Annotated in this window: 23 protein-coding genes and 1 riboswitch; of the genes, 3 read left to right on the forward strand and 20 right to left on the reverse strand. The window is 45.2% G+C overall.

Annotation, left to right across the window (positions count from 1 at the left end; translation table 11 throughout):
* Positions 1-127: 127 nt before the first annotated feature.
* A complete protein-coding gene (locus NE536_RS13580; RefSeq protein WP_107947160.1) occupies positions 128-1477 on the reverse strand; it encodes a serine hydrolase domain-containing protein in 1350 nt (449 codons plus the stop codon).
* 319 nt (positions 1478-1796) lie between these two features.
* Positions 1797-2774: a transposase gene (locus NE536_RS13585; RefSeq protein ID WP_261273019.1), complete on the reverse strand. Its 978-nt coding sequence runs from the start codon at positions 2772-2774 to the stop codon at positions 1797-1799.
* Positions 2775-2947: 173 nt separating this feature from the next.
* Here NE536_RS13585 and NE536_RS13590 point away from each other — a divergent pair, with 173 nt between their 5' ends.
* Entirely contained in the window at positions 2948-3103 is a 156-nt protein-coding gene (locus NE536_RS13590) for a hypothetical protein (RefSeq protein ID WP_220592735.1), read from the forward strand.
* A gap of 259 nt (positions 3104-3362) precedes the next feature.
* Here the strand turns inward: NE536_RS13590 and NE536_RS13595 are convergent, their stop codons facing one another.
* From NE536_RS13595 to NE536_RS13610, 4 genes are all read right to left on the reverse strand, one after another.
* Complete coding sequence (locus tag NE536_RS13595; protein WP_261273020.1) at positions 3363-6197, reverse strand: ExeM/NucH family extracellular endonuclease; 2835 nt, start codon at positions 6195-6197, stop codon at positions 3363-3365.
* 310 nt (positions 6198-6507) lie between these two features.
* Positions 6508-7023, reverse strand: coding sequence for a GDYXXLXY domain-containing protein (locus NE536_RS13600; protein ID WP_006081323.1), 516 nt, complete (start codon positions 7021-7023; stop codon positions 6508-6510).
* The gene (locus tag NE536_RS13605; protein WP_261273021.1) at positions 7023-8222 is read right to left on the reverse strand and encodes a DUF4401 domain-containing protein; all 1200 of its coding nucleotides are present in this window, start codon (positions 8220-8222) and stop codon (positions 7023-7025) included. The genes NE536_RS13600 and NE536_RS13605 overlap by 1 nt, the downstream gene beginning before the upstream one ends.
* Positions 8209-9372: a DUF2157 domain-containing protein gene (locus NE536_RS13610; RefSeq protein WP_261273022.1), complete on the reverse strand. Its 1164-nt coding sequence runs from the start codon at positions 9370-9372 to the stop codon at positions 8209-8211. Before NE536_RS13610 ends, NE536_RS13605 begins: the two co-directional genes overlap by 14 nt.
* A gap of 137 nt (positions 9373-9509) precedes the next feature.
* Here NE536_RS13610 and NE536_RS13615 point away from each other — a divergent pair, with 137 nt between their 5' ends.
* Positions 9510-10355, forward strand: a complete 846-nt coding sequence (locus NE536_RS13615; RefSeq protein WP_261273023.1) for a substrate-binding periplasmic protein — start codon at positions 9510-9512, stop codon at positions 10353-10355.
* Between the two features lie 67 nt (positions 10356-10422).
* Here NE536_RS13615 and NE536_RS13620 read toward each other — a convergent pair whose 3' ends face one another.
* The 13 genes from NE536_RS13620 to NE536_RS13680 form a co-directional block, all read right to left on the reverse strand.
* Positions 10423-10818: a hypothetical protein gene (locus NE536_RS13620; RefSeq protein ID WP_006081319.1), complete on the reverse strand. Its 396-nt coding sequence runs from the start codon at positions 10816-10818 to the stop codon at positions 10423-10425.
* Between the two features lie 315 nt (positions 10819-11133).
* Positions 11134-11538: a hypothetical protein gene (locus NE536_RS13625; protein ID WP_006081318.1), complete on the reverse strand. Its 405-nt coding sequence runs from the start codon at positions 11536-11538 to the stop codon at positions 11134-11136.
* 31 nt (positions 11539-11569) lie between these two features.
* Positions 11570-12034 (reverse strand): GNAT family N-acetyltransferase, encoded by a 465-nt coding sequence (locus NE536_RS13630; protein WP_259521409.1) that lies wholly within the window; start codon positions 12032-12034, stop codon positions 11570-11572.
* Positions 12035-12053: 19 nt separating this feature from the next.
* Positions 12054-12659: a GNAT family N-acetyltransferase gene (locus NE536_RS13635; RefSeq protein WP_220592729.1), complete on the reverse strand. Its 606-nt coding sequence runs from the start codon at positions 12657-12659 to the stop codon at positions 12054-12056.
* A gap of 365 nt (positions 12660-13024) precedes the next feature.
* Complete coding sequence (locus tag NE536_RS13640) at positions 13025-13654, reverse strand: 2OG-Fe(II) oxygenase (protein ID WP_261273024.1); 630 nt, start codon at positions 13652-13654, stop codon at positions 13025-13027.
* A gap of 194 nt (positions 13655-13848) precedes the next feature.
* Positions 13849-14346: a GNAT family N-acetyltransferase gene (locus NE536_RS13645; RefSeq protein WP_261273025.1), complete on the reverse strand. Its 498-nt coding sequence runs from the start codon at positions 14344-14346 to the stop codon at positions 13849-13851.
* A gap of 55 nt (positions 14347-14401) precedes the next feature.
* Complete coding sequence (locus tag NE536_RS13650) at positions 14402-14950, reverse strand: NAD(P)H nitroreductase (protein WP_011846586.1); 549 nt, start codon at positions 14948-14950, stop codon at positions 14402-14404.
* A gap of 136 nt (positions 14951-15086) precedes the next feature.
* Positions 15087-15680: an HvfX family Cu-binding RiPP maturation protein gene (locus NE536_RS13655; RefSeq protein ID WP_261273026.1), complete on the reverse strand. Its 594-nt coding sequence runs from the start codon at positions 15678-15680 to the stop codon at positions 15087-15089.
* 70 nt (positions 15681-15750) lie between these two features.
* The gene (locus tag NE536_RS13660; RefSeq protein ID WP_106650281.1) at positions 15751-16623 is read right to left on the reverse strand and encodes a DUF6279 family lipoprotein; all 873 of its coding nucleotides are present in this window, start codon (positions 16621-16623) and stop codon (positions 15751-15753) included.
* 147 nt (positions 16624-16770) lie between these two features.
* The gene (locus NE536_RS13665; RefSeq protein WP_261273027.1) at positions 16771-17979 is read right to left on the reverse strand and encodes an aminoglycoside phosphotransferase family protein; all 1209 of its coding nucleotides are present in this window, start codon (positions 17977-17979) and stop codon (positions 16771-16773) included.
* Complete coding sequence (gene pnuC / locus NE536_RS13670; protein ID WP_261273028.1) at positions 17979-18632, reverse strand: nicotinamide riboside transporter PnuC; 654 nt, start codon at positions 18630-18632, stop codon at positions 17979-17981. The genes NE536_RS13665 and pnuC overlap by 1 nt, the downstream gene beginning before the upstream one ends.
* Before the next feature lie 46 nt (positions 18633-18678).
* On the reverse strand, positions 18679-18939 hold the full coding sequence (locus NE536_RS13675) for a hypothetical protein (protein WP_028760297.1): 261 nt from the start codon (positions 18937-18939) through the stop codon (positions 18679-18681).
* Positions 18940-19045: 106 nt separating this feature from the next.
* Complete coding sequence (locus tag NE536_RS13680; RefSeq protein WP_261273029.1) at positions 19046-21241, reverse strand: TonB-dependent receptor; 2196 nt, start codon at positions 21239-21241, stop codon at positions 19046-19048.
* A 54-nt stretch (positions 21242-21295) separates the two neighbouring features.
* Positions 21296-21421, reverse strand: a riboswitch (TPP riboswitch).
* Positions 21422-21618: 197 nt separating this feature from the next.
* Between NE536_RS13680 and NE536_RS13685 the strand changes: the two genes are divergently transcribed.
* A complete protein-coding gene (locus NE536_RS13685; RefSeq protein WP_261273030.1) occupies positions 21619-22299 on the forward strand; it encodes a Crp/Fnr family transcriptional regulator in 681 nt (226 codons plus the stop codon).
* Positions 22300-22366: 67 nt separating this feature from the next.
* Here NE536_RS13685 and tsgA read toward each other — a convergent pair whose 3' ends face one another.
* Positions 22367-23542, reverse strand: a complete 1176-nt coding sequence (gene tsgA / locus NE536_RS13690; RefSeq protein WP_261273031.1) for an MFS transporter TsgA — start codon at positions 23540-23542, stop codon at positions 22367-22369.
* Positions 23543-23558: the final 16 nt, after the last annotated feature.

Raw genomic sequence — 23558 nt, forward strand, 5'->3', positions numbered from 1 at the left:
TAAGTTTATGAACGAGAGCCATGGACAGCGAACTGGCAGTTAAACAAGAATGTTGTTCAAGTCCTTCCTTTGGATGCTCGCCCGCCACAAACGCGAGCAACTTGTTACGAGTCATTTTTAATGGTGATTATTGTATTTCCATTCGAACTAAAGGTGCTCGCTCACCCATGTAAATACTGACAGGAACAAGCAAACGCTTATCATCCTGCTCTCGAAGTTGATAATAATCCTCGGTGCATGCAAATGAAAATGAGTTATTTTCCCGAAGCACTAATTTTCGAATGACGCCATTGCTGGTTTTCGCACTGAGTTGCCCATCATCAAATGTAACAGTCATCATCGTATCGTCTGTACCTTTGTATTTACCAATCAGAGTCTTAGCTTGTTCTGTGATATTTTGATGAGCAATTGGCGCTGGTGAAAGGTTAAGTTGCCTTGCAATCATATTTAACAAAGCTGGGCCTGGGTGAACAGCGTCATTGTTGCCGAATACTGTGCCAAGTAAATCATGCGAGGGAAAATAGACTGACCATGCCACAAAACCAGGCACTTGCCCTTGATGACTGTAAGACGGTTGACCGCTTATCGGGTATACATCAGTGCCAAACCCATAATTGACTGATTCCCCGTTGTTTAGTTTTGCTCTAGTTACCATCAGCTGATAATTTGCAGCCGAAATTACCTTCCCAGAACTTAAACCACGATGCCACAAGCTCATGTCGTCAAGAGTCGATGCAATTGCACCCGCCGCATAAATCCAACTACGGTCAACGATTTCGGGAGTAAAATACGCATTAGGTTCATCGCTATTTGCGGTATAACCTCTCACAATTTGCTTTGAACTTACCCCTTTAGTCACAACAAACGAATTCTTCATGCCTAAAGGAGAAAAAATATTCCGCTGCAAATACTCGCTATATGTCAGACCAGAAGCGGCTTCAATCACCTTTCCTAACAAAATATATCCGGTATTTGAATACGCATAATCAACACCAGGCTTTGTCAGCACTGGCATTTTACTCACTACATTGATCACTTCATCAATGGTGGCGTATTTGTCCCATCGCTGCCTGATCCCTACATCCGAGTTGTAATTTGGCAGCCCAGAAGTATGACTTAGAACACTTTCAATCGTTAGCTTTGCGTACTCAACTGGAAGATCTGTAATAAAATCATCCAGAGTATTTTTTAAGGATAAATTATTATTCTCAACGAGTTGAAGTATCGCAGCGGCCGTAAACTGCTTTGAGATTGAGCCGATCTGAAAAATACTATCAACTTTTAAGGGGTCACGAGTGCTTATATCTGCAACCCCAAGTGCGCCTTTGAAAATATGCTTTCCAGATTGCTCGATACTGATTGCAAGTCCCGGCTTATCCGATGATGCATGGCAAGCTAACATGACGGAAAAATCGTGTTGTTTTGCATTCACACAGGTAACAAAAAATAGAGAGCTAAACAGTAACTTTTTTACCATGGTAATAAACACGCCTTTGCAAAGAAAATATAACGCCGCCAGCAGAGGCCGAAAAAACAGAGCGAAGCGGCAGTTTTTTCGGCCCTCTGGCTAAATTCAAAATCTGGCCATCCATTTTAGATCAACAACATAATGCACTTTTGGTTTGTCTACAACTTGTACGAGCTAAAATTGCTTAAATGAGAGTCATCAACAGTTGAAGGGCTAAAGCTAAAGCATAAAAATGAGCTAACTCATTAAAAAATGGTGTATTTAAGACATGCTAACCCACCCAATAAAACAAATGGGCAGTGATTGGTTTGGTTAAGCAGTATTACATTTAGTTGCTGTGAAAGTGCTGACAGCTTGCCGCAAAGTGCCGTCGTCGCTTTTCTAGATGTTCGCAGTAATCAGTGAGTGCTTGCAGCGTACCCACCGGACCATGAAATAGCTTGCCAAACTCAGTGGTGAGCTTGAGCCAATTGTCATGTGGGATATTTAATCTTGTCAGTAACTTAGCGCTATTTACACTGATTGCCCCACGTTTATCACTTCGAATAATTCGGCCTGTTTCATCGACCAATTCAAGGTAATCCGATAATAAAAACGCAATGCCATTGGGCTGGTTGTCGCGCTCATTACCGATAAAAGGCAGTAGATTTTTAGGTTGCTCACCTTTTAATGCGGCACGAATACGCAACTGGATACTGGCATGGTCGGATTGTTCTGGTGTATCAGCCAGTTGCGCTCTAATAGGATTCAAATCAACATAGGCCATACAAGTTAACACAGCGGCTTCATCGAGCAGGGCTTGCGATTTAAAGCGACCTTCCCAGAAACGACCTGTACAGTTATCTTCTTGATTTGCTTGTCTTGCTATCGGTTCATTAAGGCAGCGCATAAACCATGAAATATCGCATAATCGGCTGCGGTAAATTGCGATTGAATGCTTTAATCTGTGAACTTCATGCGCCTCAACTAACTCACCTTTGGCGAATTTTTGCGTTAATTCATCGCCTTTAAACAGCTTATGCCACTGCTCAAGTACTTCGCGGTAAGTCCAACGATTGGCGCTGTCGATATCGACCCGCAGCACCACATGCAGATGATTGGACATCACTGCAAAGGCCGCCACATCAATGGCAAAAAACGCTTCGAGTTCAAACAGTAGCAATTCTACCCAAGCGCGGCGATGGTCATAATTTTTTCCCGAATAGGCATCATCACCACACAAAAACGCACGCCGCACAACGCGGCTACAGCAATGGTAATAGGATGTGTCTTCAACACTTATCTGAGTTCTACGTGGGCGCGGCATACAAATCTCCTTGTTTAATGCTTAACCCAAGCATAGTCGGAGGTTAATTACCATGCCATTAAGACTGGATGTCCATTTTTCTTTTATGGCAACAAGAGTAGGAATTTTCGATTGAGCTAACGAGCCGAAATACGAAATGGGGCAATATCTTTTTAGCTAAACGAACAGCAGAAGTGTTAGTTAAGATTGGCATTGTTGCAACTGTGACCGTTGGCGGCATGGATGCCGTCGTCGAGCCCTCAGGGACGAGTTTATGGCGAGTCACAGGGGAAACAATGACAATGAATACAGCACAACTGACGACAAAGTTATCTTGCTTTGTGCAATAGCTTTTTAGCTAAACGAACAGCAGAAGGGTTAGTTAAGATTGGCATTGTTGCACCTGTAACCTTCTAAAAATAGGGATATTTTAGTAGAGCCCTCTGGGATACTTCTAGTTAAATAAAGAGGCGGTGAGTCACTGGGGAAACAATGAGAATTGATGTGTAGCAACAACTGACGATAACGTTATCTTGCTTTTGGGCAAAAAGAAAAGCCCGCGGCTGCGGGCTTGGCGTCACTTAAAGTCAACGGAATATAAAGACTGACTTAACGATACGTCAGCGTCGTGGTATCCGTTAACTTATCGTTATCTTTAACGGTCAGTTCAACTGTGTGTTGTCCACGGCGGGCAAGGCGCAATACCACTTGACCGTTAGCGCGGGTGCCATTGTCGAACGTCCACTTATGTTGCTTGATTACGCCATCGGTATCGTAGCTAGTCGAGATAAACATATCGACGAACAATAAATTGATACGCTGAATTTGCGCAACAGGCGGTTGTTTTACCTCACCAACCACCACAGACACAGTTTGTGACGTGCTATGGGTTAAGCCGTCGTTATCAGTCACAGTTAGCGTGACCAGATACTCGCCGCTTTGGCTGTAACTGTGAGTCACTACCTCACCCACTGCGACTGTATTATCACCAAAGCTCCACTCGGCAGACACGATTTGTCCGTCGCTGTCGGTTGAAGTGGATGTCAGTTGCACCGCAGCGCCATTCACCACTTGAGTGAAACTGGCCACTGGCGCGACTTTTTCCGCTTCGAGCAAGAGTGAAATCACCACAGGATCGTGATCCGATGAGCGATACGCATCAGTTGCGAATAAGTCTTGGATTTGAGTAGGCGTCTTAAACTCTTCGTTGTAATCCAATACGCGCGGTTCGTCGGTATTGATATGCCACTCAGTCACATCCACCACTTTATCCAGCAGGGCAGCATTCGCTAAAGCATGATCCAACTGACCCGATTCTGCCGAGAACACATAGGAATAAGGGTTCGGCTTTTCAAGTTTGGCAAACAGCTCACTAAAGCCCGCGTTACCTAACGCCGTTAATGGATCTTCCTTCGCATAGGCGTTCAAATCACCAATCAGCAATACGCCTTGATCTGGATATTGCTCGCTAATCCATTGACCTGCAGCCGTCGCCGCACGGGTACGAGTGATATTACAGTTGCCTTGACCATCATTCAGATCAGGATCGCCCGCACATTCACTGCCCTTAGATTTAAGGTGATTAACCGCAACGACCACGCCTTCTTCACTGCCGTTCACGCTAAAGGCTTGGGTCAGCATTGGACGGTTTTTGCTATCGTCAAACAAAGGCTTTTGGTCATCATCCAATGGCGAATTTGCACTGGATAGAATGCGTGCAGCGCCCTGCGGCGTGACTTTATCGCTACGATAAATCAAGCCGACTGTGATGGCATCGGTGCCAATCGCATTCATGCCTGTTGGCGCGATATAAGCGTAACGCGCTTCACCCACAGCGGCATTCAAACCTGCGACTAAATCAGCAATGGCCGAATTAGCGCCAAAGCCATCGTTCTCGATTTCCATCAAACCAAATACGTCGGCACTAATGCCCACCATGGCGCTGACAATCTTCGCCTTTTGACGCTCAAATTCGCTCAACGTATTGGCACCACGCGCAGTTGGGAATCCTGCACCTTGACCATCACCGTTGAAGTAGTTAAGCACGTTAAAGCTAGCGACTTTTAGATTACCGCCCTCAACCAATGTTGGTGCGATTGGACGTGGGTTTTCCGCTATAAAGTTCACCGTCTCGATTGGCATAATGCGATACAAATTAAAGCCATAGTGCATTACACCCGTAAGCGATGTGGCTTTATCACCTACACGCACTGTGTTTGATGCGCTAAGACCAGGAGCGGGGAATTGCACAGGATCTGGATTCTGCGCTGTTAAACCGTCATCCAATAAAATACTGTCGCGTTGGTTAGCCGCGCTCACCGCCAGCGCATCCGTGCCCGGTGCCGCCACTTGCGTACCGATAAAGTGGCGCTGACTACCTAATGAAATCTCGCCGTAACGACCTAGGTTGTAGACTTCGTTCACCACTAAATCTTGGCTAAAACGAACATGCATGCCCTCAAATGGCTCAAAATCATCACTGCTGTTAACCGGTAAGGTCACCACAGCCGCTGTTGGTAATGCTTGTGCAGTGGCACACAACTTATGATCTGATACAGTCGTTAGTTCAGTTAAGCCTTGATATTCAGTGACTTTGGCTTTTAAACGAATACGATCACCCGCCACGTACGCGGTAGGCGCAGTGCCGGTATACACAAACACCCCTTCCGAGGTTTGTGGATCGCTATCGGCTTCGTTATCAGCCATTTGTACAAAAATGCCCTTAAGACCGGCTTCTTGATTACTGACGACAACCGCTTCAACCACTAAGGTTTGACCATTAAGAGGACTGGCAGCGCCCGCGCCTTGCAGCGCATGAATTGCTGTGGCTTCTTCGCCGCACACTAAAGAACTCGGTGGAGGGTCGACTGGATCGGTTGGTGTGCCGGCGCTGAATTTACCGAGATCAGAAATATCATCCTTCGCAAAACCTAACCAAGTGCTAAAGCTGACAGCATCGTCACTGATGGGATCGGCAATAAGCTTTTCAGGATTACGGCGCAGGGTGTTGTCTTGAGTGGATAAGTCACCACTGCCCCACTCGGCACCGGGATCGACACCAACTTGACCTAAACTATCAATCACTTGATTTTGATAAGTCAGTTCAATCGCATCGTCGCCGTTGAAGAAGCTGGCGGTACTTTGTTGATTGGTCAGTGCAAGAATATCAGCAGACGCATCGTTATCGGCAACCACATAAGTCGCCCCCGCGGCTAATGAGCCAGTGAGCGCAATGGTCGTACCGACGTTGGTGCTGCCATTAAAATAGAAACGCAATTGGTATTGGCTTAAATCAATAACGCCCGCGGTTGGGTTATACAGTTCGATAGCTTTATTGTTGCTGCTGCCTTCGACGTATTCTGAAATGATCAAATTATCAGCGCCATGGGCAAGCCCACAAACGCTGCTGATGGCTAACGCCAGCACAGTTTTAGTGTTAAACATTGAGACCCCTAAATGTATTGTTTTAATATTTTGTATTGAATTGCGATTTAATTGATGTGCTTAGATGCTTCAAGGTGATGTCACCTCGAACACTGACAATACTATAGAGGATCAAGGTTACAAATTGGTTGCGCCAAAGTTGCAACTTAAGATTGATATTATTGGTGCGATTTAGCGATCAGAGCTAGGAAGAAAGCAGTACGGGGAATGCTGGCCGCCCATTAACAATGCGACCAGAAATAATCAATGTGATGGGATAAATGGCTCTTAAAAATAAGCAGAGCCAATGGATGAGAGCCCTGACGCAGGGCTATAAGGGCTCAAGTTTTTCATCAAGTAAACTGACCAGCAGTAACTCACCTTGGGCGTTCACCCTAAACTCGCCGTATTTAGCCGCACTGAAATGATCGGCCTGCCCTTCTTCAAAGAAAAAGCTGTTCGATGCAAGCTTGATTTGATTACCACGAACACGAAATTGCACCCGCAGCTGATCTTTACCCAGCGCTTGGTCAGTATAAAAATCCATAAAACGTGCAACTTTTTGCCCATCTAGTGCCAGCAACAACTGACCCTGCATTTGTTGCGGCGCTAAGGCGCTACGCACATCGCGGGCAATGGCATATTCCAGCGCCATGTAATCCCCCTGCATTAACGAGCGCGGATCGACTGGCGCTAATGCAAAGCGCACGACTTGGCCGTGATTAAGCAGTTGTTCGAATTTGAAAATGCGCCAATTCACGCCAGCAAGAATCGCAACTGTCGTAAAAAGTACTATGCCCAGCGCCCATTTATGTGAAGCCGCCAGTTTTCCCATCACATTGCCCATCACATAGTCTCCTTGGCATTTTCATTGGCAGGAAATAACCGCCACATCAGCATCCTTGCCACCAGCAACAGCGCGCCTAAACCCATCAAATAAGCAGATTTCAGCAGTAGTGTTGTTTCTAATGAATAATAATATCCACTGACAAACAGCAGCGCCGACATAATTCCCATGCCTTTTAGCCAAGGCTCATTGCAATAATGGCCAAGCAAGATCAATAGGATAGCCGTCGATAATCCCTGCATGGGTAAAGATAAACCGCTAATAACCATTAAACCGAGAAAACAGCCTATCGCCGCCATTGAGCTGAGTGATTGTTGGCGTTTGCGAAATACGCTGACCAACAATAATCCGCAAATGACAAAAATAATCGACAGATGGCTAAGCGTGAGCCACAAGCTTTGCTGCCAAGGACTGAATAAGGCTTCAAAAATACTGTCCATGCTAAAAGCATGCATCAGTTGCAATGTCAGTAATGCCAGTGCAAAGCCGTAGATAAGCATACGCGCGCGGCGGTAATGACGCCCGAACCGATTGATATTGAACAACACTAAGCTAATGATTAAGGCAAACAGACTTGGGCTGACATTGAGCCATTCGAATTTAGCCATGAGGCCAATCACGCACCAACTTAAGCAAAACGCGAACACAAACTGGGCTAATCCATGGGCAATTAAACCCCACAACAACAAGAGAATACCCGCCATACACAGATACCAGTTGAGGCTAAAATCATTGTCTATTAAATCATAGAATCCCCAAGCCACACTGATTAAACCACTCAAACAGGCGGCAAAAGCAAATTGCTCAATGAAGATCTGTTGCCGCGGTAAAAAATACAACCCAATGCCCACGGCTAAATAGGTTAAGCCGATAAATAAAGCGACGCCCTCGCCTACCCGCTCAAAAATGGCGCCAAATGCCGCCATCATAAAACCCAATAGAAACAAAGCAGCGATCCAAGCGGCGAAGGCCTGCATAGCGGCAATATACCAAGGAATATCCTGGTTTTCTGGCATTTGGGGCGTACTGACTTTGCCCTCGGCATACAAGGATTGCCACAGTGTTATCAGACTGGATTCACCCGATGCATCAATTGAAGCGGCATTATCTTTTGAAGGAGACTTTAAAGGAGTCGCTACTGAACTCGTTAAAGAATTGGTCACCATGTCGCCATCCGGTAAGCCATTATTGTTGCTCATGAATGTCTCCCACTTTCCCTTGGGTCGCTCTCGCTGCGGGCTCAGGCTCTAATTCAGACATAGGTTCAGGCTCTAATTCTGACATAGACTGTGACAGTGGTTTTAGCTTGCGACTGAGTTCCTTTAACCAAATACTCAAGCCTGTGCTCGCCAAAATGATGTAAAGCCCAATAAACAAAAAACCACCTATGGGATCATTGTCCTCAAACATCAGCCGTATCAGTAACGCAGCGCCCACGGCAATCAAGCTAAAACCGCCCAAGGCCAAGGGATAAATGCGCGGTAAGCGATAGCGAAAAATAACGAATCCCAACACCAGATGGGCAAGATAACCACAAACTATCCAAGTACTAAAGCCATCACCTTTAAAGAAATCATCGAAAATCAGCCAAGTGATTAACCAAGTAAAACAGCCCATAGCAAACAGTGAACACACATATTCGAGGATTGGCGCATGCCAGCGCCCCACGACGTTGCGGTCTAACAATACAAAAGCGTAATAGATAGCTAAATTCAAACAGATAAAGATCAGCAGTTGGCCTTGTTCATCCAAGAAGGCTCCCCATAAATGGGAAAAGGAATCTAAAAATATCCCTATGCTTAGGTTAATAAGTCCCACCAGCAGCAGCCATAAACCATCGAATCCCGCCACCCAAGCAAAAGGCAAAATCACTAACGCCCACAGGGCGAATAACTGCCAAGGATCAGCGCCCGTTTGATAGGTTTGTCCAACCAGTGCTAATAGGCCGCCCACCAATACGCTCGCGGCCAATAACACACCATTGGCTGTCGTCGCACCAAATCTGCTGTCGTTGCTTTGGTTACTATGACTATGGGAATGGGAAGCAGCTGAAAGGGAATTAGCACGATAATATAGCCAAGCAAATGCGCCGGTGGCGAGCACTATCGCCACTTCAATCAGCCCGAATTTGGCAAAACGCCCGAGGGATTGCCAATTGTAGGCAAAGAAAAAAATCACTCCAGAGGCAAAGCTTAACGCGCCAAACCAGAGTAATAGGTTAGCGATTAAACTGCGCCAGCTCGACGCATCAGGCAACACTGTGACCTGCCGATAAAGCGTATTCGCTTGCTCTTGCGTAATATGTCCCTGTTCAACCCAGCCACACACTTGAGATTTGATCTGGCTCAATGTGAGTTCTCCCTCATCCTGTTTGCGCTAGCTTACTATGACCTATTCAAAATTCGCACAATATCGACAGCGTTGAGTAAATTAAATTGTGTATACTTGTAAAAAATCATTAACCTTTGGCATGATTAGGGGTGACCATGGTAATAAGACAGTTGTATCGTCTACTCTTTAGTTTCATTTTAGGGATTAGCGTATTTTCGGCCGCAATCGCCCAAGATAACAATCAGTCGCCCACAGCAACTAATACAATAGTACCCAATACAACAGCGCCCAACACAATACCGACCATTCATGTCGGTGGTTATCAATTTTCTCCCTATGTGAATCTACAACAGGACGGCCGCTACACAGGCCTCACCCTCGATATCATTAATGCATTGAATCAAATACAACAAGAAGTGTTTTTTGAATTTACCGTCACCAGTGTTGAGCACAGATATAAAGCCTATGCCTTAGGTCGCTTCGACATGATGATATTTGAGAATCCCACTTGGGGATGGCAGAAAATAGCGGATCAGTTTATTCCACTACACATGATAGATGGGGAAGTGTTTATTGCGCTTAAGGCCAAAGCCCATAATCAAAATTATTTCAAAAACTTAACCAATAAGTCAGTCGCATTCGTTAAGGGCTATCACTATCAGTTTGCCCACTTTGAAACCGATGCTGACAAGTTGGCAAAGCAATTTCGCCCCTTGTTCGTCAGTAACAACAGGGCCTCTATCGAAAGCATTCTGCGCGAACGGGCAGACATAGCGCCCGTCACTCATTCCTATTTGCAGTATTATTTAAAGGTGAATCCACAAGACAGGCATTTACTATTAATCTCAGACAAATGGGACCAAGAGTACGATAACGGCATCTTACTTAGCCTCAGATCATCACTTGATGCTAAAAAGCTTTCACACTGGGTTCAGCTGCTCATCGACAATGGCAAACTGGCCGAACTCGCCGCCCAATACGGGATTAAGTCGAGCCAATAATTCGCTTTTTATTTCTTCAAGCCGTTAACGCTTTAAGCACGACGATTATCCAAAAGCGATCAGCGATTTAGGCGACTGACAAGAGTGGTCCCAGCATAGCCAAAGTGCCAATCAGCAAGAAAATTAAGGCTTGCACTATGATCATCTGGCCACTATTTGGCGGGCTCAAAGTGGCAATATAAAACTGCCAAATCGCGAAGATCCCGTAATTCATCCCAAGAAATAACAATAAGCTAAAGGCATACATGCCTGGGATCACCTTAAGTGCGCAGGCTAAAAGTACTGCAGTTGAGGCCACAAAAAACACTGACTGGCAGTGAAATAAACAGCGCAACATTTGCTTGCTCTGCTGGGACACATTTGCCTTTAACAACGGCGCCAATAGAACACGTTTACCATAGATTAAATGGTATCCACAGACTCCAGCACTCAAGACAGTCGCTGCCATTAATGTTAAAACCATACTGCTCCTAGTTAGTGCTCATATTTGATGGTGTTTGAAAATCAATGCGTAAACAAAACGAGAATCGCAACCCTCGGCGATAAGACCCTGATAACCCCAGTTGAGTTTCAGCTTAACAAAAATAACCTAGCTGGCTAAAAATCATTGAGTCAACCGGACCGCAACCAACACACAAGCCTGATAAAATGAACTCGCGCAGCCCAGTGCTAAGTTCTTAGCGCAAAAAGGAGCCCTTAGGCTCCCTTACTTCACATGTTTAAAATCACAATGCTTAAAATCACATGCTTAAAAACCTGTGCGGACTAAAACCTGCGACTACATAGTCGCCATAGTCCAATAATCTAAACGCTTTTGCGGATCGGCTAATAGGTTTTTACATTCTTCTTTATATTTACCCATTAACGCACCTAAGTTACTTGAGCCACCTAAGCTTTCGATTTGACGCGCTTTAGCAGCGACAACCGCTTGAGTCACCTCAGCTTCAGAGCTGTATTTCTTAGCTAAATTCTCAGACTCAATTTTAGAGCTTTTTAAACGCTCACCCACGGCCTGCATTTGCGGTGCATTCATCGCCCCAATGGCTTCTGAGCTAATTTGATAGTAAGCGGCACATTCAATGGCTTCTTTACTAAACGCTTTTTCTGCTTCATCAGCCCAAACTGCGGTACTGGCACTCAATACTAAACCACCTAATACCAATGTTTTTACCTGAGTTAACATGTTACTTTCCTTTTAATCGTCATAAATAAACCTACTCAAGCCCTGGGTGGATCTCAAGCTCGTAGATATAAAAATCCTGGTTTCGCACAAAGCCTAAGCCTTCATATAAGCCCTGCGCACGCTGGTTTTTTTGCTGAGTTTCTAACATCAAATAACTCATATTATGCGCTTTGGCATAACTGGCGGCCTGCTGCACTAGCGCTCGCCCAATTCCGACACATCGAGCATGTTGAGTCACAAACACATCATTGAGGATCAACATAGGGGCCAGACGTAACGATGAAAAACTGGGATACATTTGCACAAAGCCTAATCCAAGCCCTTGATTATCTTTGGCAATAAATATCACCGATGACTCATCTAGCAATCTTGAATGAATAAACTGCTCCGCGGCCGCGACATCATCCCTGCGCCCATAAAACTGTCGGTACTCATTGAATAACACTGCAATCTCATGGGCTTGAGTCACATCTGCTCGAGTTATAATGCTTGCCATGGGCCTTTCCTTGGTATCGTTAGAGTGTTGGCGGGTGTTGTCGCAATCTAAATTGCAGACTGTTTTTCACCGTAGGCCACTCAGCATCAATAATGGAATACACCACAGTATCGCGAATTGTGCCGTCTTTAAGAATTTTGTGATTACGCAACACACCATCTTGCTTAGCACCCAGTCTCGCAATTGCTTGTCTGGAGGCTTGGTTATGCCAGTGAGTCCGAAACTCAACGGCAATGGCATCTAAGGTTTCAAAGGCAAAGGTCAATAGTAATAACTTAGCTTCGGTATTGATCCCCGTACGCTGAGCACGTTTTGCATACCAAGTATAGCCAATTTCAAGACGACGATTTTCAGGCTCCCAGTTGCAAATGCGCGTGCAGCCGACAATTTCACCGCTCACTCTATCCCGCACTGCAAAGGGAAAACTCTGACCCCGCGCTTTTTCTTCGAGGGCTTTTGTCACATAGGACTTCACCTCGGCAGGTTCTGGCACGCTAGTAAACCACAAACGCCAAAGCTGACCATCTGTTACAGCTAAACTCAATGCCGCCACATGGGACAAAGATAAAGGCTCAAGCACAATATGCTCACCCGTTAAACAACCTAAGTTATCTTCACAGCCCACAGTCTCGCCCCCGTTAGATGATAGAAAAGTGTGTTGTTGCGCACATTTTTATCTAGCCTAACATTAAACGAGAATAAAAAAATACCCTATTTTCAGCATGATTGGACAAATTTGTCCTATTGTCGGCGGCTTAGATTACATAAAGCTTAAGAGTGTAAAAAAATTTGAAGAAATGAGTGAATGGCAGTTAAATCCGCTTGGAGTCAATACTGCTATCACAGAATACGTCGCGAAATGAGATAAGCAATCGGGGCCAATAACAGCAAACACCTAAATCTGCGTTCAGTATTTAAGTGTTTGCTATCCGTTGAAGCTAGCCACCATATTTAGAGGCTAAAGTTAAAATCTAAAGTTAGAGGCTAAAGTTAAAAGCCATGCACACTGTTACTGACCCTAAACCAACCCGCAATACTATTGCGCTGGGCTAAGGTTTTAGTCACTTCATGGGGAAAGCGCTCACTGAGAAAAATCACAAAATGACCCATTTTAGGTGCGATGCGTTCAATCTCAATATCAATATCAGCTTCATCATAGATAATCAACTCGCCACAATCTGCCGCTTTCCAGTCAGGATTTAAGAAAAACACTGTGGTTAAGATACGGTTTTGACTGCCTTTCAGCGCATCGACATGCTTTTTATAAAATGCCCCAGGCTGATATACCGCATAGTGACTTTCATAGTCGAATAACCCCATAAACAAACGACGATTTAAGCCATTTTTGAGTTGCGTCATCAGTTCAAGATATTGGGCATCAGGCTCGTTGTGCTCTTCTAGCCATTGTATTCTGTCGCGGCGAATGTCGGGGTTTAATTGCTGCTCTGCGCCACGACCAATGGACGCAGCTTTTAGCTCATGTGCTTGCGTTGATTGAATTTTTTCCAATAGCACTTGGCTTATATTGCTTGGAACTAAGTCAGGTAAAAAGATATAGCCTTTGTCTACCAAGGCATCAGCGATCACGTCCAGCATTGCTTCACTTAGTTGCGAAACCATTATGCTACATCCAATAAAAGGGCTACGCTTTTGCTGTACTCAAGGGCTCAAGGAGGGATTAAATGAGCCTGATTTTCGAGGGGCGTCGATACGAGATATGATTGCCATATCTCAACAGTAAATTTTGCAGAATTCTAGAGTAAAGAACGCCGAATTACAATAAAATAAAAATCAATATAAACAACATCTTAAATTCAACCAAACAGTTCGACTGGCTCATCATCTGGGCTAAGCTGCACACACTGCTCAAACTGTAATCCCAGTTTGTTCAGCAATGCCTTTGACGCGCCATTATGGGCGCTCACAATCGCCACAATACGCTCGATACCTAAACTTTTGCCTAAATCAAAAGCGGCTTTAGCGGCTTCGAATGCGTAACCCTTACCCCAATATTGCGGCAAAAATGCATAGCCTATGTCGACATTATCAAGCGTCGGCCGTTTGATTAAACCGCAAATTCCTATGGTGAATCCGTTCTCCGCGAGCACCACTGCATAAAAGCCAAAACCACATTCGGCATAACTTTTCATTGGTCCATTGAGGATATAATCCTTGGCCTGCACAAGCGTGCGTACTCCCCTGTCCCCTATATTATCAATAAAGCCTTGGCTATTGAGCAACACTAACATAAATGAAGCATCGGCTGGGGTTAACTGCCGCAGGATTAATCTAGGAGTAAGCGCAACTTGCATAGGATTTCTCCACTAGAAATAGACAATGTTTATAAAAATATAGTCATAAGCTTTTTCATAAATAACGGACGTATTGGCTGCCGTCCTTTTGCGGTTTTTGGGGTGCCACAACCGCTGGCGTACCGACATACAAAAAGCCGACAATTTGATCGTGTGGTTCAAGGCCTAATGCGGCATTCACATTAGCATCGAAGGCAAAATCGCCCGTGCGCCATACAGCGCCTATGCCTAAGGCAAAAGCCGCTTGTTGCATCGCCATCGTTGCGCAGCCCGCTGCAATTTGTTGTTCAAGTACAGGCACTTTAGGGTGTTGCTGCGTTTTTGCAACGACAGTGATCACCATAGGCGCACGCATTGGCATACCCTTGGCTTTATTAACGAAATCCTCGTCGGCGCCGCTGGCTTTAGCCGCCTCAACAAAGATATCGGCTAAGGTGTTTAACCCTTGATCTGTGGCAATAATAAATTCCCATGGGGCTAATGCACCATGATCTGGCACACGAATGGCAGCATCTAAGATGATTTTTAATTGACTCGCATCGGGAGCGGGAGCGATTAATCGCGGGGTCGATTGACGGGTGAGCAAAAGTTCAATAGCGTCCAAGTTCTTATCCTAGTTCGATATAAATTGCGTTCAAGCATAGCAAATTGCAGGCAAAGAGGCATAAAAAAATCCCACCGCATGGATGGGATTTAACGCTTTGATTGCGCTTGAAAATCCAGAGCTCTTTATAAAATGCTTACTTAACCCCGCAACGCTTAGCGATGAAATAATCTAGGCTAGTGTAACGGCCGCCGCCTAAGGTAAAGAGTGCCAACAACATAATGAAATAAGTGGCCGCAAACTCAATACCATTATTAAGCACAGCTAAGTTACCTGAGCTGGTCAGCCAGTCGTAATTACCATGCTCCTGCAATATTTCTTTAGCTTTCGCCAGTTTATCCCCTGCTTCAAGCACTCTGTCGTTGGCAAGCCAAGAACTGCCATCGGCAATCGCTAACCAGCCATTTGGCCAATGCACTGTCAATGCGGCGACCAACATAGTGACCATCAAAGGGATAGATATCAGCCGAGTCGCAAGCCCAAGCAGTAATAAGATAGCGCCAAAGAACTCGGTTCCCGCCGCCAACCCTGCCATTACCGCCGGCATTGGCAGGCCTAAACCCCAATCGGGATTGGCAAACCAAGCCACCGTATCGTCAAAGTGGGCGAGCTTGTTATAACCGGCTTGCATCAACACGGGCGCAAGGTAAGTCCTGAGGGCTAATGGTGCTAAACCATCGAAATAGCGACTCATATTGAGCAATTTTTGGTAACGGGATGCAAGTGGCATAGTGTCTCTCTTTGACTGATGAATTGGCTTGCAGGAATAGACCCTAGCAAGCCCATAAATCTTTCATGGCCTAGGCTTTTTTTGCACTTGCCTCTTTTTCAATGGCTTCTTGATTAAGCTCGGTGAGATCTTGAATGAGTCCGCCCAACTTTTTATAAAAGTGCTTCGACTGCTTCTCCGAGAGGCTCGCGTTCATCGCTAGCAGTAAGGTTCCAAATGCCTCAGTATTTTTACGCAAAAACACTTTATGTTGTTCAGACTTAAGCTCATCGGGCTGCGTCATTAGCAAGGTCAAACGCTCGGTTAATAGCGCTTTATCGGCGCGCTGGCCAAGGGCGACCTCAAACTGACGTAACCATTCGTGGCGATACTCGAGCCACATATCTAAGGTGGATAAACGCTGTTGATTATACTGATGAATAAGCTCTTTTTGTTCAGCACTCACACTGCCAAGCCAGTCATCAAATTGTTCTTGAAGGTTTTCATCGGCCTCTTTTTGTAACTGCGTTGGGGTTTTACCGGCAAACTCTTTGACAAGCTCCTGCTCATCTTCCCGTAATTTGGCGAGGATTTGCTTCACCTGTGCATCGGACAAGGACATTATGATGGGCAGTAATTCTGGCAAGGCAAACTCAAACAAACGAAACCAATGCCGCTTAGCAATCTCCACATGCTCGGCCCATAACACTGGCGTTAAGGTATTGGTTTTGATGAGGCTTTCGACTTCGGTTAGTTGCACCACATAGTGGGACAATTCTTTGGATTGGTGCCACAGGACAAATTTTTCAATGAGGGCATCGAATGCCTTTTGCTGCGATTTATCTAAAGTAACGTAATCCTCTTGCTCCCAACCGATGGCCCAATCGAGGAAATGGTAACTGAATTTAGTCGAACAGGCGCTTAAGCCTAAGAGACACACAAGTAGCATCACGCCTTTTTTCATTCTGAATCATCCATCCTAGAACTGTTGCTAATATGACGCTTGAGCCTATATAAAGTTGCCTCTTATATCAAACAAGTTTGTCTAATAAAGGTTTTCAATATGTTAATACTTTGCCTGTTTTATGATTAAAAAATCGAGCAGCCATCCTCATGATGCTTGGGTGATGAGCGGCCAAAAACAATCAAACCATGCCAGATAGTCGGCGCTACGACTGGGCTCCGTTTGCGCCGCCATCAATAATGCCCAGTAACAGGCAAATACCCAGTACATGTCAATGGCGGCGGGCACGGCCTCTGCGGCGTTTATTGAAACATAAGGGTGTTCACTCAGATACTGCGTCACTAACTCGTTTTGCTGGGCAGGCGTTAACGCATGGGTCGCTAACACTACGGCTAACTCACACAGGGGATGCGACGCCGTCGCATACTCAAAATCGATACAATACAAACGATTATTTTTGAGTAGCAAGTTGTGGGGATTAAGATCGCGATGACAAAACTGCGGTTTAATTAAACAAGCCGCTAAGTTATCGCACCAATCTTTGATGGCGATTTGGATGTTAAGCAGTTTAGCCACACGCTCATTCCAATTGTGCATTGTGGTAAGAGATGCCTGATAAGCAAGCATCTGCTGGTGATATTCCTGCCATTGTTCAGTGATACTAATGGCATAAGGACCTGTGGGCAGTTCCCGCAATTGCAGCAATAATTCCAGCAGTAAGCGCGCAGTTGAGTTGGGATGCTTATCTTGCTGTATTGGCATCAACCTAGGCTCAGGACTTAAACAAGCTTGTTGTGAATCGCCGTGATGTAAAATGCCCAAAGACGACTGTCCCAACATAAAATCAGCGGCACTGGTTTGGCGCTCTAATGCTGGCCAATGGATGAAGCGTTTACATTGAAAGCGTTCGCTATCAATCACATTGTGTTCAATTGCCGCACACTCTGCTGCGCTCGCTACTGCACTTTCGATAAAGTCATTCTCAATAAGGTCACTCTTAATAAAGTCACCCTCGATAAAGTCACTCTCAATAAGGTCACTTTCAATAAAATCGCTGAGATAATAGCGCTCATCTTCACTCACCCACAGCAGTTCAGGGGCAAGTTTAGCTTGGGCGAGTTGTTGCCAGTAAAAACGCTCCTGCTCGCGGGTGCAAAAACTGTCCGCCGCATTGGCATTGCCCCGCAGCACATAACACCCTGTTGGCGTAGTGATCTTATAATTATGATTACTCAAGCCGCCCGAAAGCTCGCAAATACTCTGCACTTGCTCAAGCCCAGCTCGTTTGAGTATGGGCAAGAGTGTATTGAATGATTCGCCCGCTGAGTATGGCTTAGCAGCATTGACATCGAGCATTAACTGAGTAACTTCAAGGCATTGGCCTCACGGGCATCGGCTAACGCAGTGCGCCACAGGAAATACCCTACAACTGCAAGCCCTACATAGAGTACGAATAATAACGAGGTCAACATCAAGCCTTTACTGAGATAAAGGTAAATAGACACTATGTCGATAACGACCCAATAGAGCCAATTCTCAAGTACTTTCTTCGCCACTAAATAGGTCGTCATCACAGCAAAACAGGTCGTGGCCGCATCTAAATAGGGGAACGCGGCTTGGGTATACATCGCCATGCCGTGCCCGACACAAAGCGAAATAACGCCTGTCACCGCGATCAACTTCAAGTGGGTTTTCAACGGCCAAGTGGTCACTTTGACCCCTTGATGTTTATCGCCGCCCTGGGTCCAGAGCCAATATCCATAGAGCGCCATCGCCATATAATAGATATTCAGCACTGACTCCATCAGTAACGACACCTTCCAAAACAACACAGTGTAAATGGCGGTACTGGCAAAGGCCGCCGCCCAGCACCAGACGCTCGCCTTCATCGCCAGCAGTAGATATGCCATGGCTAGCAGTACCGCCAAGGCTTCCCATGCGGTCATCACATGGACTTCACCAAAGGCCGCATTCATACTCTCGACCAAGGTTAACCATAAATCTGTCATTGTGTTGTTCTCACTGCCGATTTATCGCGTATGTGACGCTAAAACATTATTCGCTGTGGGCTAAATTCAACTCACCACCGATAAACTTACACACAAATACTGCCTTGCCCCACTTCTCATGGGCGGCTTGCATCTCGGTCGCCAGCATAGTCATCACATCTAAATAATCACCGCACACTTGGGTTGCCATCGCATTGGTCACGCGCTCGATATTAGGATAGCTATCCACGCGACCAATGAACCACTTAATCGGATCGAGGTAGTTCTCATTGAAGGGATACATGCTAATTTCTGCGGTCAGTTTCATCTTAATTCCTTAAATTTGAGAGAAGCTATAGCCCTTACACCGGACTACAGCTTAGTCATAAGTTAACTCAAATGGCTCATAGTGACCTGAGCCATTACATAAGCTTTTACATAAACTTAACGTTAAAGGTGACGCCAATCTGACGCGGATCACCGTAACGAATATATTGCTTTTCTGCCCAGCCATTATCAGGCTCGTTACCGAAGTAGAAACCGCGCACACCGTATTCTTCATTGAACAAATTACGGCCCCATAAATAAGCCGACCATGCACTCGCCTCATAACCCACGCGGGCATTGACGATAGTGTAGGGTTCAGAACGGGATTCATTGCTGTCTGAATAGTAAAACTCGCTCTTACCGCTTAAGTTTAGGTTAGCAAACCAACCCGAATTGGCACGATAAGTCCCACCAAGGCTGTAGGTAAAGTGTGGTGAATGGGCCAGATCGCGGCCAGTTAAATCCACCTCAGTGCCATATTTGTCCTGATACTGATAATCGCCGTAGGCGGTTTCTAACCAACCTAAGCTTGAGTAAATTTGTAGATTATCCGTGGCATACCAGGTCGCATCTAACTCAGCACCATAGTTATTAGAACTACCAGCGTTTTCGGTGAACAAAATAAAACGCTGTGGTTTATCAGGGTCTTGCTGGGATGCCGCCACCTGTTGATCTTGTCTGTCCATATAGAACAGCGCCAGATTAGTATCGATAAGCCCTGCTAGCCAATGGGATTTAAGGCCGATTTCATAGTTATAAAGCGTCTCAGTACTGAACTCTTTTTTATCGTTCAGTTCGACAGGCAAAGTCATATTAAAACCGCCCGCCTTGTAACCGCGCGCGACACGGACATATGCGTTGTGTGAGTCATTCAGCACTTTACTCACTGCAATATGCCCACCCCACATGGTTTCGCTCGGGTCGAAATTATCGTTATTCGTATCTGAGTAATGGCTATTGCGGCGCTCTAAACGTAAACCTACAGATAAGGCATAATCTGAGCCCAGATCCGTATCGAGCTGACCAAACAAGGCATAGTTCGTCGCTTCATACTCAGAGTCTAAGACTTCATCCGGCCAAGTATTGTATTCAGAATACAATTGGTTATCTTCTTTCAGATTCATGGCGTACACACCAAGCAACCAATCTGTGCTGTCCGCAAAAATTCGGCCCTGCTCAGTAGAACTTAAGCGAAACTCTTGCGACGCGGTTTTACGCTGGCCAGTTTTATCCCAAAAATAATCATATTGGCACGGCGCCAGATTGCCATCGTCATCACTGCATTGCTTAGAAGCCCAATACTCTGGGTTCGACCAATCGCCATCGTAACTGTAATGGTGATCGGTATTCGCAAAAGAGGTTAACGAGGTCAACTCAAAGGTTTCGGCACCAGAATAGGTCGCTTTAAAGCCTGCGCCTGTGGTGCGCTGGCTATCGACACCCGGTTGATCCGATGTCGTCTGGGTCGGTGAATTGGTTAAACTCCACACATCGTAGCCATTATCAAAATCGGCGTGCAGCACAGTTAAATCAAACTGCAAATCGTCAGTCGCATACCAGCGCAGCTTAGCGCGACCGCTGAACTCATCGCGGCCATTGGTATCGTCACGGCCTAAATAGAGGTTGTCGTGGTAGCCATTTTGTTGATGTTGCTGCAGTGACACGCGATAAAGCAGCTTGCCAGAATCCGTTAATGGGCCAGAACTGAAACCGCTAAACGTGCGTAAATCATCATCGCCTAACGAGACTTCGCCGCCATGTTCAAACACATCGGTGGGATCGTTACTTTTCAGATAAATCAGTCCCGCTAAAGCATTGGCGCCATAACGTGTGCCCTGTGGTCCACGCAGCACTTCGACTTGCTGTAGATCGTACATGCTCGACACCATGCCAATACCGGATAAATCGATATCATCAATGATGTAACCCACAGAAGAATTAGGCGCACCTTGGTATTGCTCTTGTTCACCTACACCGCGAATTTGAAAATATTTTGGCCGCGAACTTCCACCTGACCAGTTAAAGTTAGCAATAGAATTAAGCACATCCTCGAAATGCTGCGCGCTTTCATCTTGAATTTTTTGACTGTCGATAACGGTAATACTTGAAGGCATTTTTTCTAAGCTTGAACTGCGAAAATCCGCCGTCACTACCATGACTTCCATCTCAGTGCTGGGGTCGGGTTTATCGATAGCGTCGGTTTGTGCAAATGCAGCAGAGCTCAGCGCGGCAGCAATGGCTAATGCCAGCGGCGCTCGGGTTAAAAACGGGGAATGACGGTTTGACGTTTTACGGTTTGACATAGGACCTCAAATATAATGTTTGAGATCCGGCAACGAATAAGCGATTCAGAAGTGTGCTGTTAATTGGCCCATTCCTACGCCGGTATTAGCCGGATCAGGTTCTAAGGGTTCGTCAGCTGACATCTCAGTTTGCAGTAATCAACGTAAATTCATTCGCTGCAAACACCCCTTGGCGGCGCCTAGTATACATGACGGAAATAAAAAGTGGGCACTCTTATCTCTGCGATTCAATTAAATGTCGCGAAAACCACGGCCCTTCAGTTCGTATGATGAAAATATCTTTAGTAGCCGCCTAAATCCTTTCGTCCATTTGACCGCCTATCATGATAATGCTATAGAAGGTCGCAATTTCGAAAACAGTAAGAGGATCATAGTCGATGCAGCTAAAACCTTTATCGAAAGGACGTTATAGCCAGCGATGGGAGCAAGACTATCCACTTATTGAAGCGGTTGTACTTAGCTGTATCAGCGAAATAAAAATGCTCAAAAAAGGCGCTCACCTCATGACGCAGGGGGAAGCGATGGCATCACTTGTATTGGTGAAGCAAGGTCGCGTATCACTCGGCCATACCGCGAGAAATGGTCGGTGTTTTCAATTAGGTACTATTGATTGTGATTCACAGCTGTTTGGCGAAATGGAGTTCTTCACCCAGTACCACTGTCAACTAGACATTATTGCCAGTGAACCCTTAGAAATCACGTTGATTAGCGCTGAAAAACTGCAACATTACCTCGGTCAACACCCTCAACTCGCGCTATTTTTCGCTAGTGCAATTGCGATTGACTACCAAGACACAGTGGATATTTTTACTCGGCGACTGCTCTATCCCATCAGTTATAACGTGGCATTTGATATTTACCATGAATACTTAAATGACTTGCCCGTAGATGGCTTTAGTAAACGCTATTTAGAGGCTGAACGATTTGGTACTACCGACCGAGTCTACCGTCGGGCACTACAAAATCTTGAGGAACGAGGCTTAATTGAGCGGAAAAAAGATGGCATTCGGATTTGTGATCTCAACGCACTCAAGAAATTTGTTGAAGCAGGCATATAATCGCTTTCAGCATAACCCACACTCGACTTAATTTAACAACCGAGTGTGGGATGGATGCACAGGTAAATTAACTTACCGATGGCGAGTGTTGTTCCATAGCCGATTTCATCCGACTTGAAACGATCAATAACATAAATATCGCTGCGTAAAGCAAAGGAATCACATACATCACTGTTTGTAATCCGATAATACGTTCAAAGAAAGAACTGATGGCTGGGCTAAACATCGCCCCTGCACTTCCGCTAATAAGAATATATGACACATTTTTGCTGCTGGCTTTTTTTACAAAAGACACGCCATAAGCAATAAATGCATTATAAAGCGCGGCACACACAAAACCGTAACCATAGGTTAAATAAGCTATCCAATTAAGATTATTGGTACTGACAATGGCAGAGGTGAGCACCATAGCTAAAGCAATAATACCAACTAAGAAATGGTGAATTTTTATACGAGTCACAATCACAGTCGAAATTAGGGCACCAATTAGCGCAGCGGACCAATACTGGGTAATAATATTACCCGCCTCTTCTAACGGAATATCAAATTTTTGTTTTACAAATAAAGGTGCCCAAGTTAAAAATGTATATAATGCGAGCATCCCTAAAAATAATCCAATACCCCCGCTAATAATTCCAAAATTCCACTCAGATTGTTGCTTATCTTCTGTTGAAGAAGACTGCTCACATATAGAAAAATTAGTGAATAATGTAATAATGACGGTACCTAACGCGACCAAACCTACAGCTAAATAGCTATAACTCCATGATAGTGAGCTTGTTAATGCATAAGTTGTTATCAATGGAAAAATAACACCTGCAATATTAAAAGTCGCATCCTGCACTACTAACATTGTGCTTTGTAATTTCTCTTGCCACACAGACACCACAATCGTACCAGCAATACATAGACCGATACCGCCACAAAAACCAATCAAGGTCATTGCCACCATCACAACTTGTAGGGAATTAGTTAGATGTAAAGCCAGAGCAGAAAGAGCAACCAGACTGTAACTTATCAAGGTCATTCTTTTGATACCCATTTTTTCAATAAAGAAAAATGCTGCAATCGTCCCCGCGAGTGCACCACCATTGAGCAATGAAAAGATTGATGCAACTTCGTTAACATTAGCAGCAAATTTCTCAGCTATGGGTTCAATCAACATCCCAAATTGGGTCGCAAAGCCCGCCATAATAAAATTGGCGAGAAAACTGATGGCTGTTAAAGTAATTTTATTATTCATTATGTCATTCCATAAG

Origin of the sequence: Shewanella septentrionalis, from assembly GCF_025370265.1 — a bacterium.
GTDB lineage: Bacteria > Pseudomonadota > Gammaproteobacteria > Enterobacterales > Shewanellaceae > Shewanella > Shewanella hafniensis.

Coding starts and splice junctions, on each gene's coding strand:
- pnuC (WP_261273028.1), bottom strand. CDS start 18,632: ATGACAGATTTATGGTTAACCTTGGTCGAGAGTATGAATGCGGCCTTT.
- NE536_RS13680 (WP_261273029.1), bottom strand. CDS start 21,241: ATGTCAAACCGTAAAACGTCAAACCGTCATTCCCCGTTTTTAACCCGA.
- NE536_RS13585 (WP_261273019.1), bottom strand. CDS start 2,774: ATGCCGCGCCCACGTAGAACTCAGATAAGTGTTGAAGACACATCCTAT.
- NE536_RS13625 (WP_006081318.1), bottom strand. CDS start 11,538: ATGTTAACTCAGGTAAAAACATTGGTATTAGGTGGTTTAGTATTGAGT.
- NE536_RS13630 (WP_259521409.1), bottom strand. CDS start 12,034: ATGGCAAGCATTATAACTCGAGCAGATGTGACTCAAGCCCATGAGATT.
- NE536_RS13600 (WP_006081323.1), bottom strand. CDS start 7,023: ATGGGCAATGTGATGGGAAAACTGGCGGCTTCACATAAATGGGCGCTG.
- NE536_RS13605 (WP_261273021.1), bottom strand. CDS start 8,222: ATGAGCAACAATAATGGCTTACCGGATGGCGACATGGTGACCAATTCT.
- NE536_RS13665 (WP_261273027.1), bottom strand. CDS start 17,979: ATGCTCGATGTCAATGCTGCTAAGCCATACTCAGCGGGCGAATCATTC.
- NE536_RS13685 (WP_261273030.1), top strand. CDS start 21,619: ATGCAGCTAAAACCTTTATCGAAAGGACGTTATAGCCAGCGATGGGAG.
- NE536_RS13580 (WP_107947160.1), bottom strand. CDS start 1,477: ATGGTAAAAAAGTTACTGTTTAGCTCTCTATTTTTTGTTACCTGTGTG.
- NE536_RS13615 (WP_261273023.1), top strand. CDS start 9,510: ATGGTAATAAGACAGTTGTATCGTCTACTCTTTAGTTTCATTTTAGGG.
- NE536_RS13675 (WP_028760297.1), bottom strand. CDS start 18,939: ATGAAACTGACCGCAGAAATTAGCATGTATCCCTTCAATGAGAACTAC.
- NE536_RS13655 (WP_261273026.1), bottom strand. CDS start 15,680: ATGCCACTTGCATCCCGTTACCAAAAATTGCTCAATATGAGTCGCTAT.
- tsgA (WP_261273031.1), bottom strand. CDS start 23,542: ATGAATAATAAAATTACTTTAACAGCCATCAGTTTTCTCGCCAATTTT.
- NE536_RS13645 (WP_261273025.1), bottom strand. CDS start 14,346: ATGCAAGTTGCGCTTACTCCTAGATTAATCCTGCGGCAGTTAACCCCA.
- NE536_RS13620 (WP_006081319.1), bottom strand. CDS start 10,818: ATGGTTTTAACATTAATGGCAGCGACTGTCTTGAGTGCTGGAGTCTGT.
- NE536_RS13660 (WP_106650281.1), bottom strand. CDS start 16,623: ATGAAAAAAGGCGTGATGCTACTTGTGTGTCTCTTAGGCTTAAGCGCC.
- NE536_RS13640 (WP_261273024.1), bottom strand. CDS start 13,654: ATGGTTTCGCAACTAAGTGAAGCAATGCTGGACGTGATCGCTGATGCC.
- NE536_RS13595 (WP_261273020.1), bottom strand. CDS start 6,197: ATGTTTAACACTAAAACTGTGCTGGCGTTAGCCATCAGCAGCGTTTGT.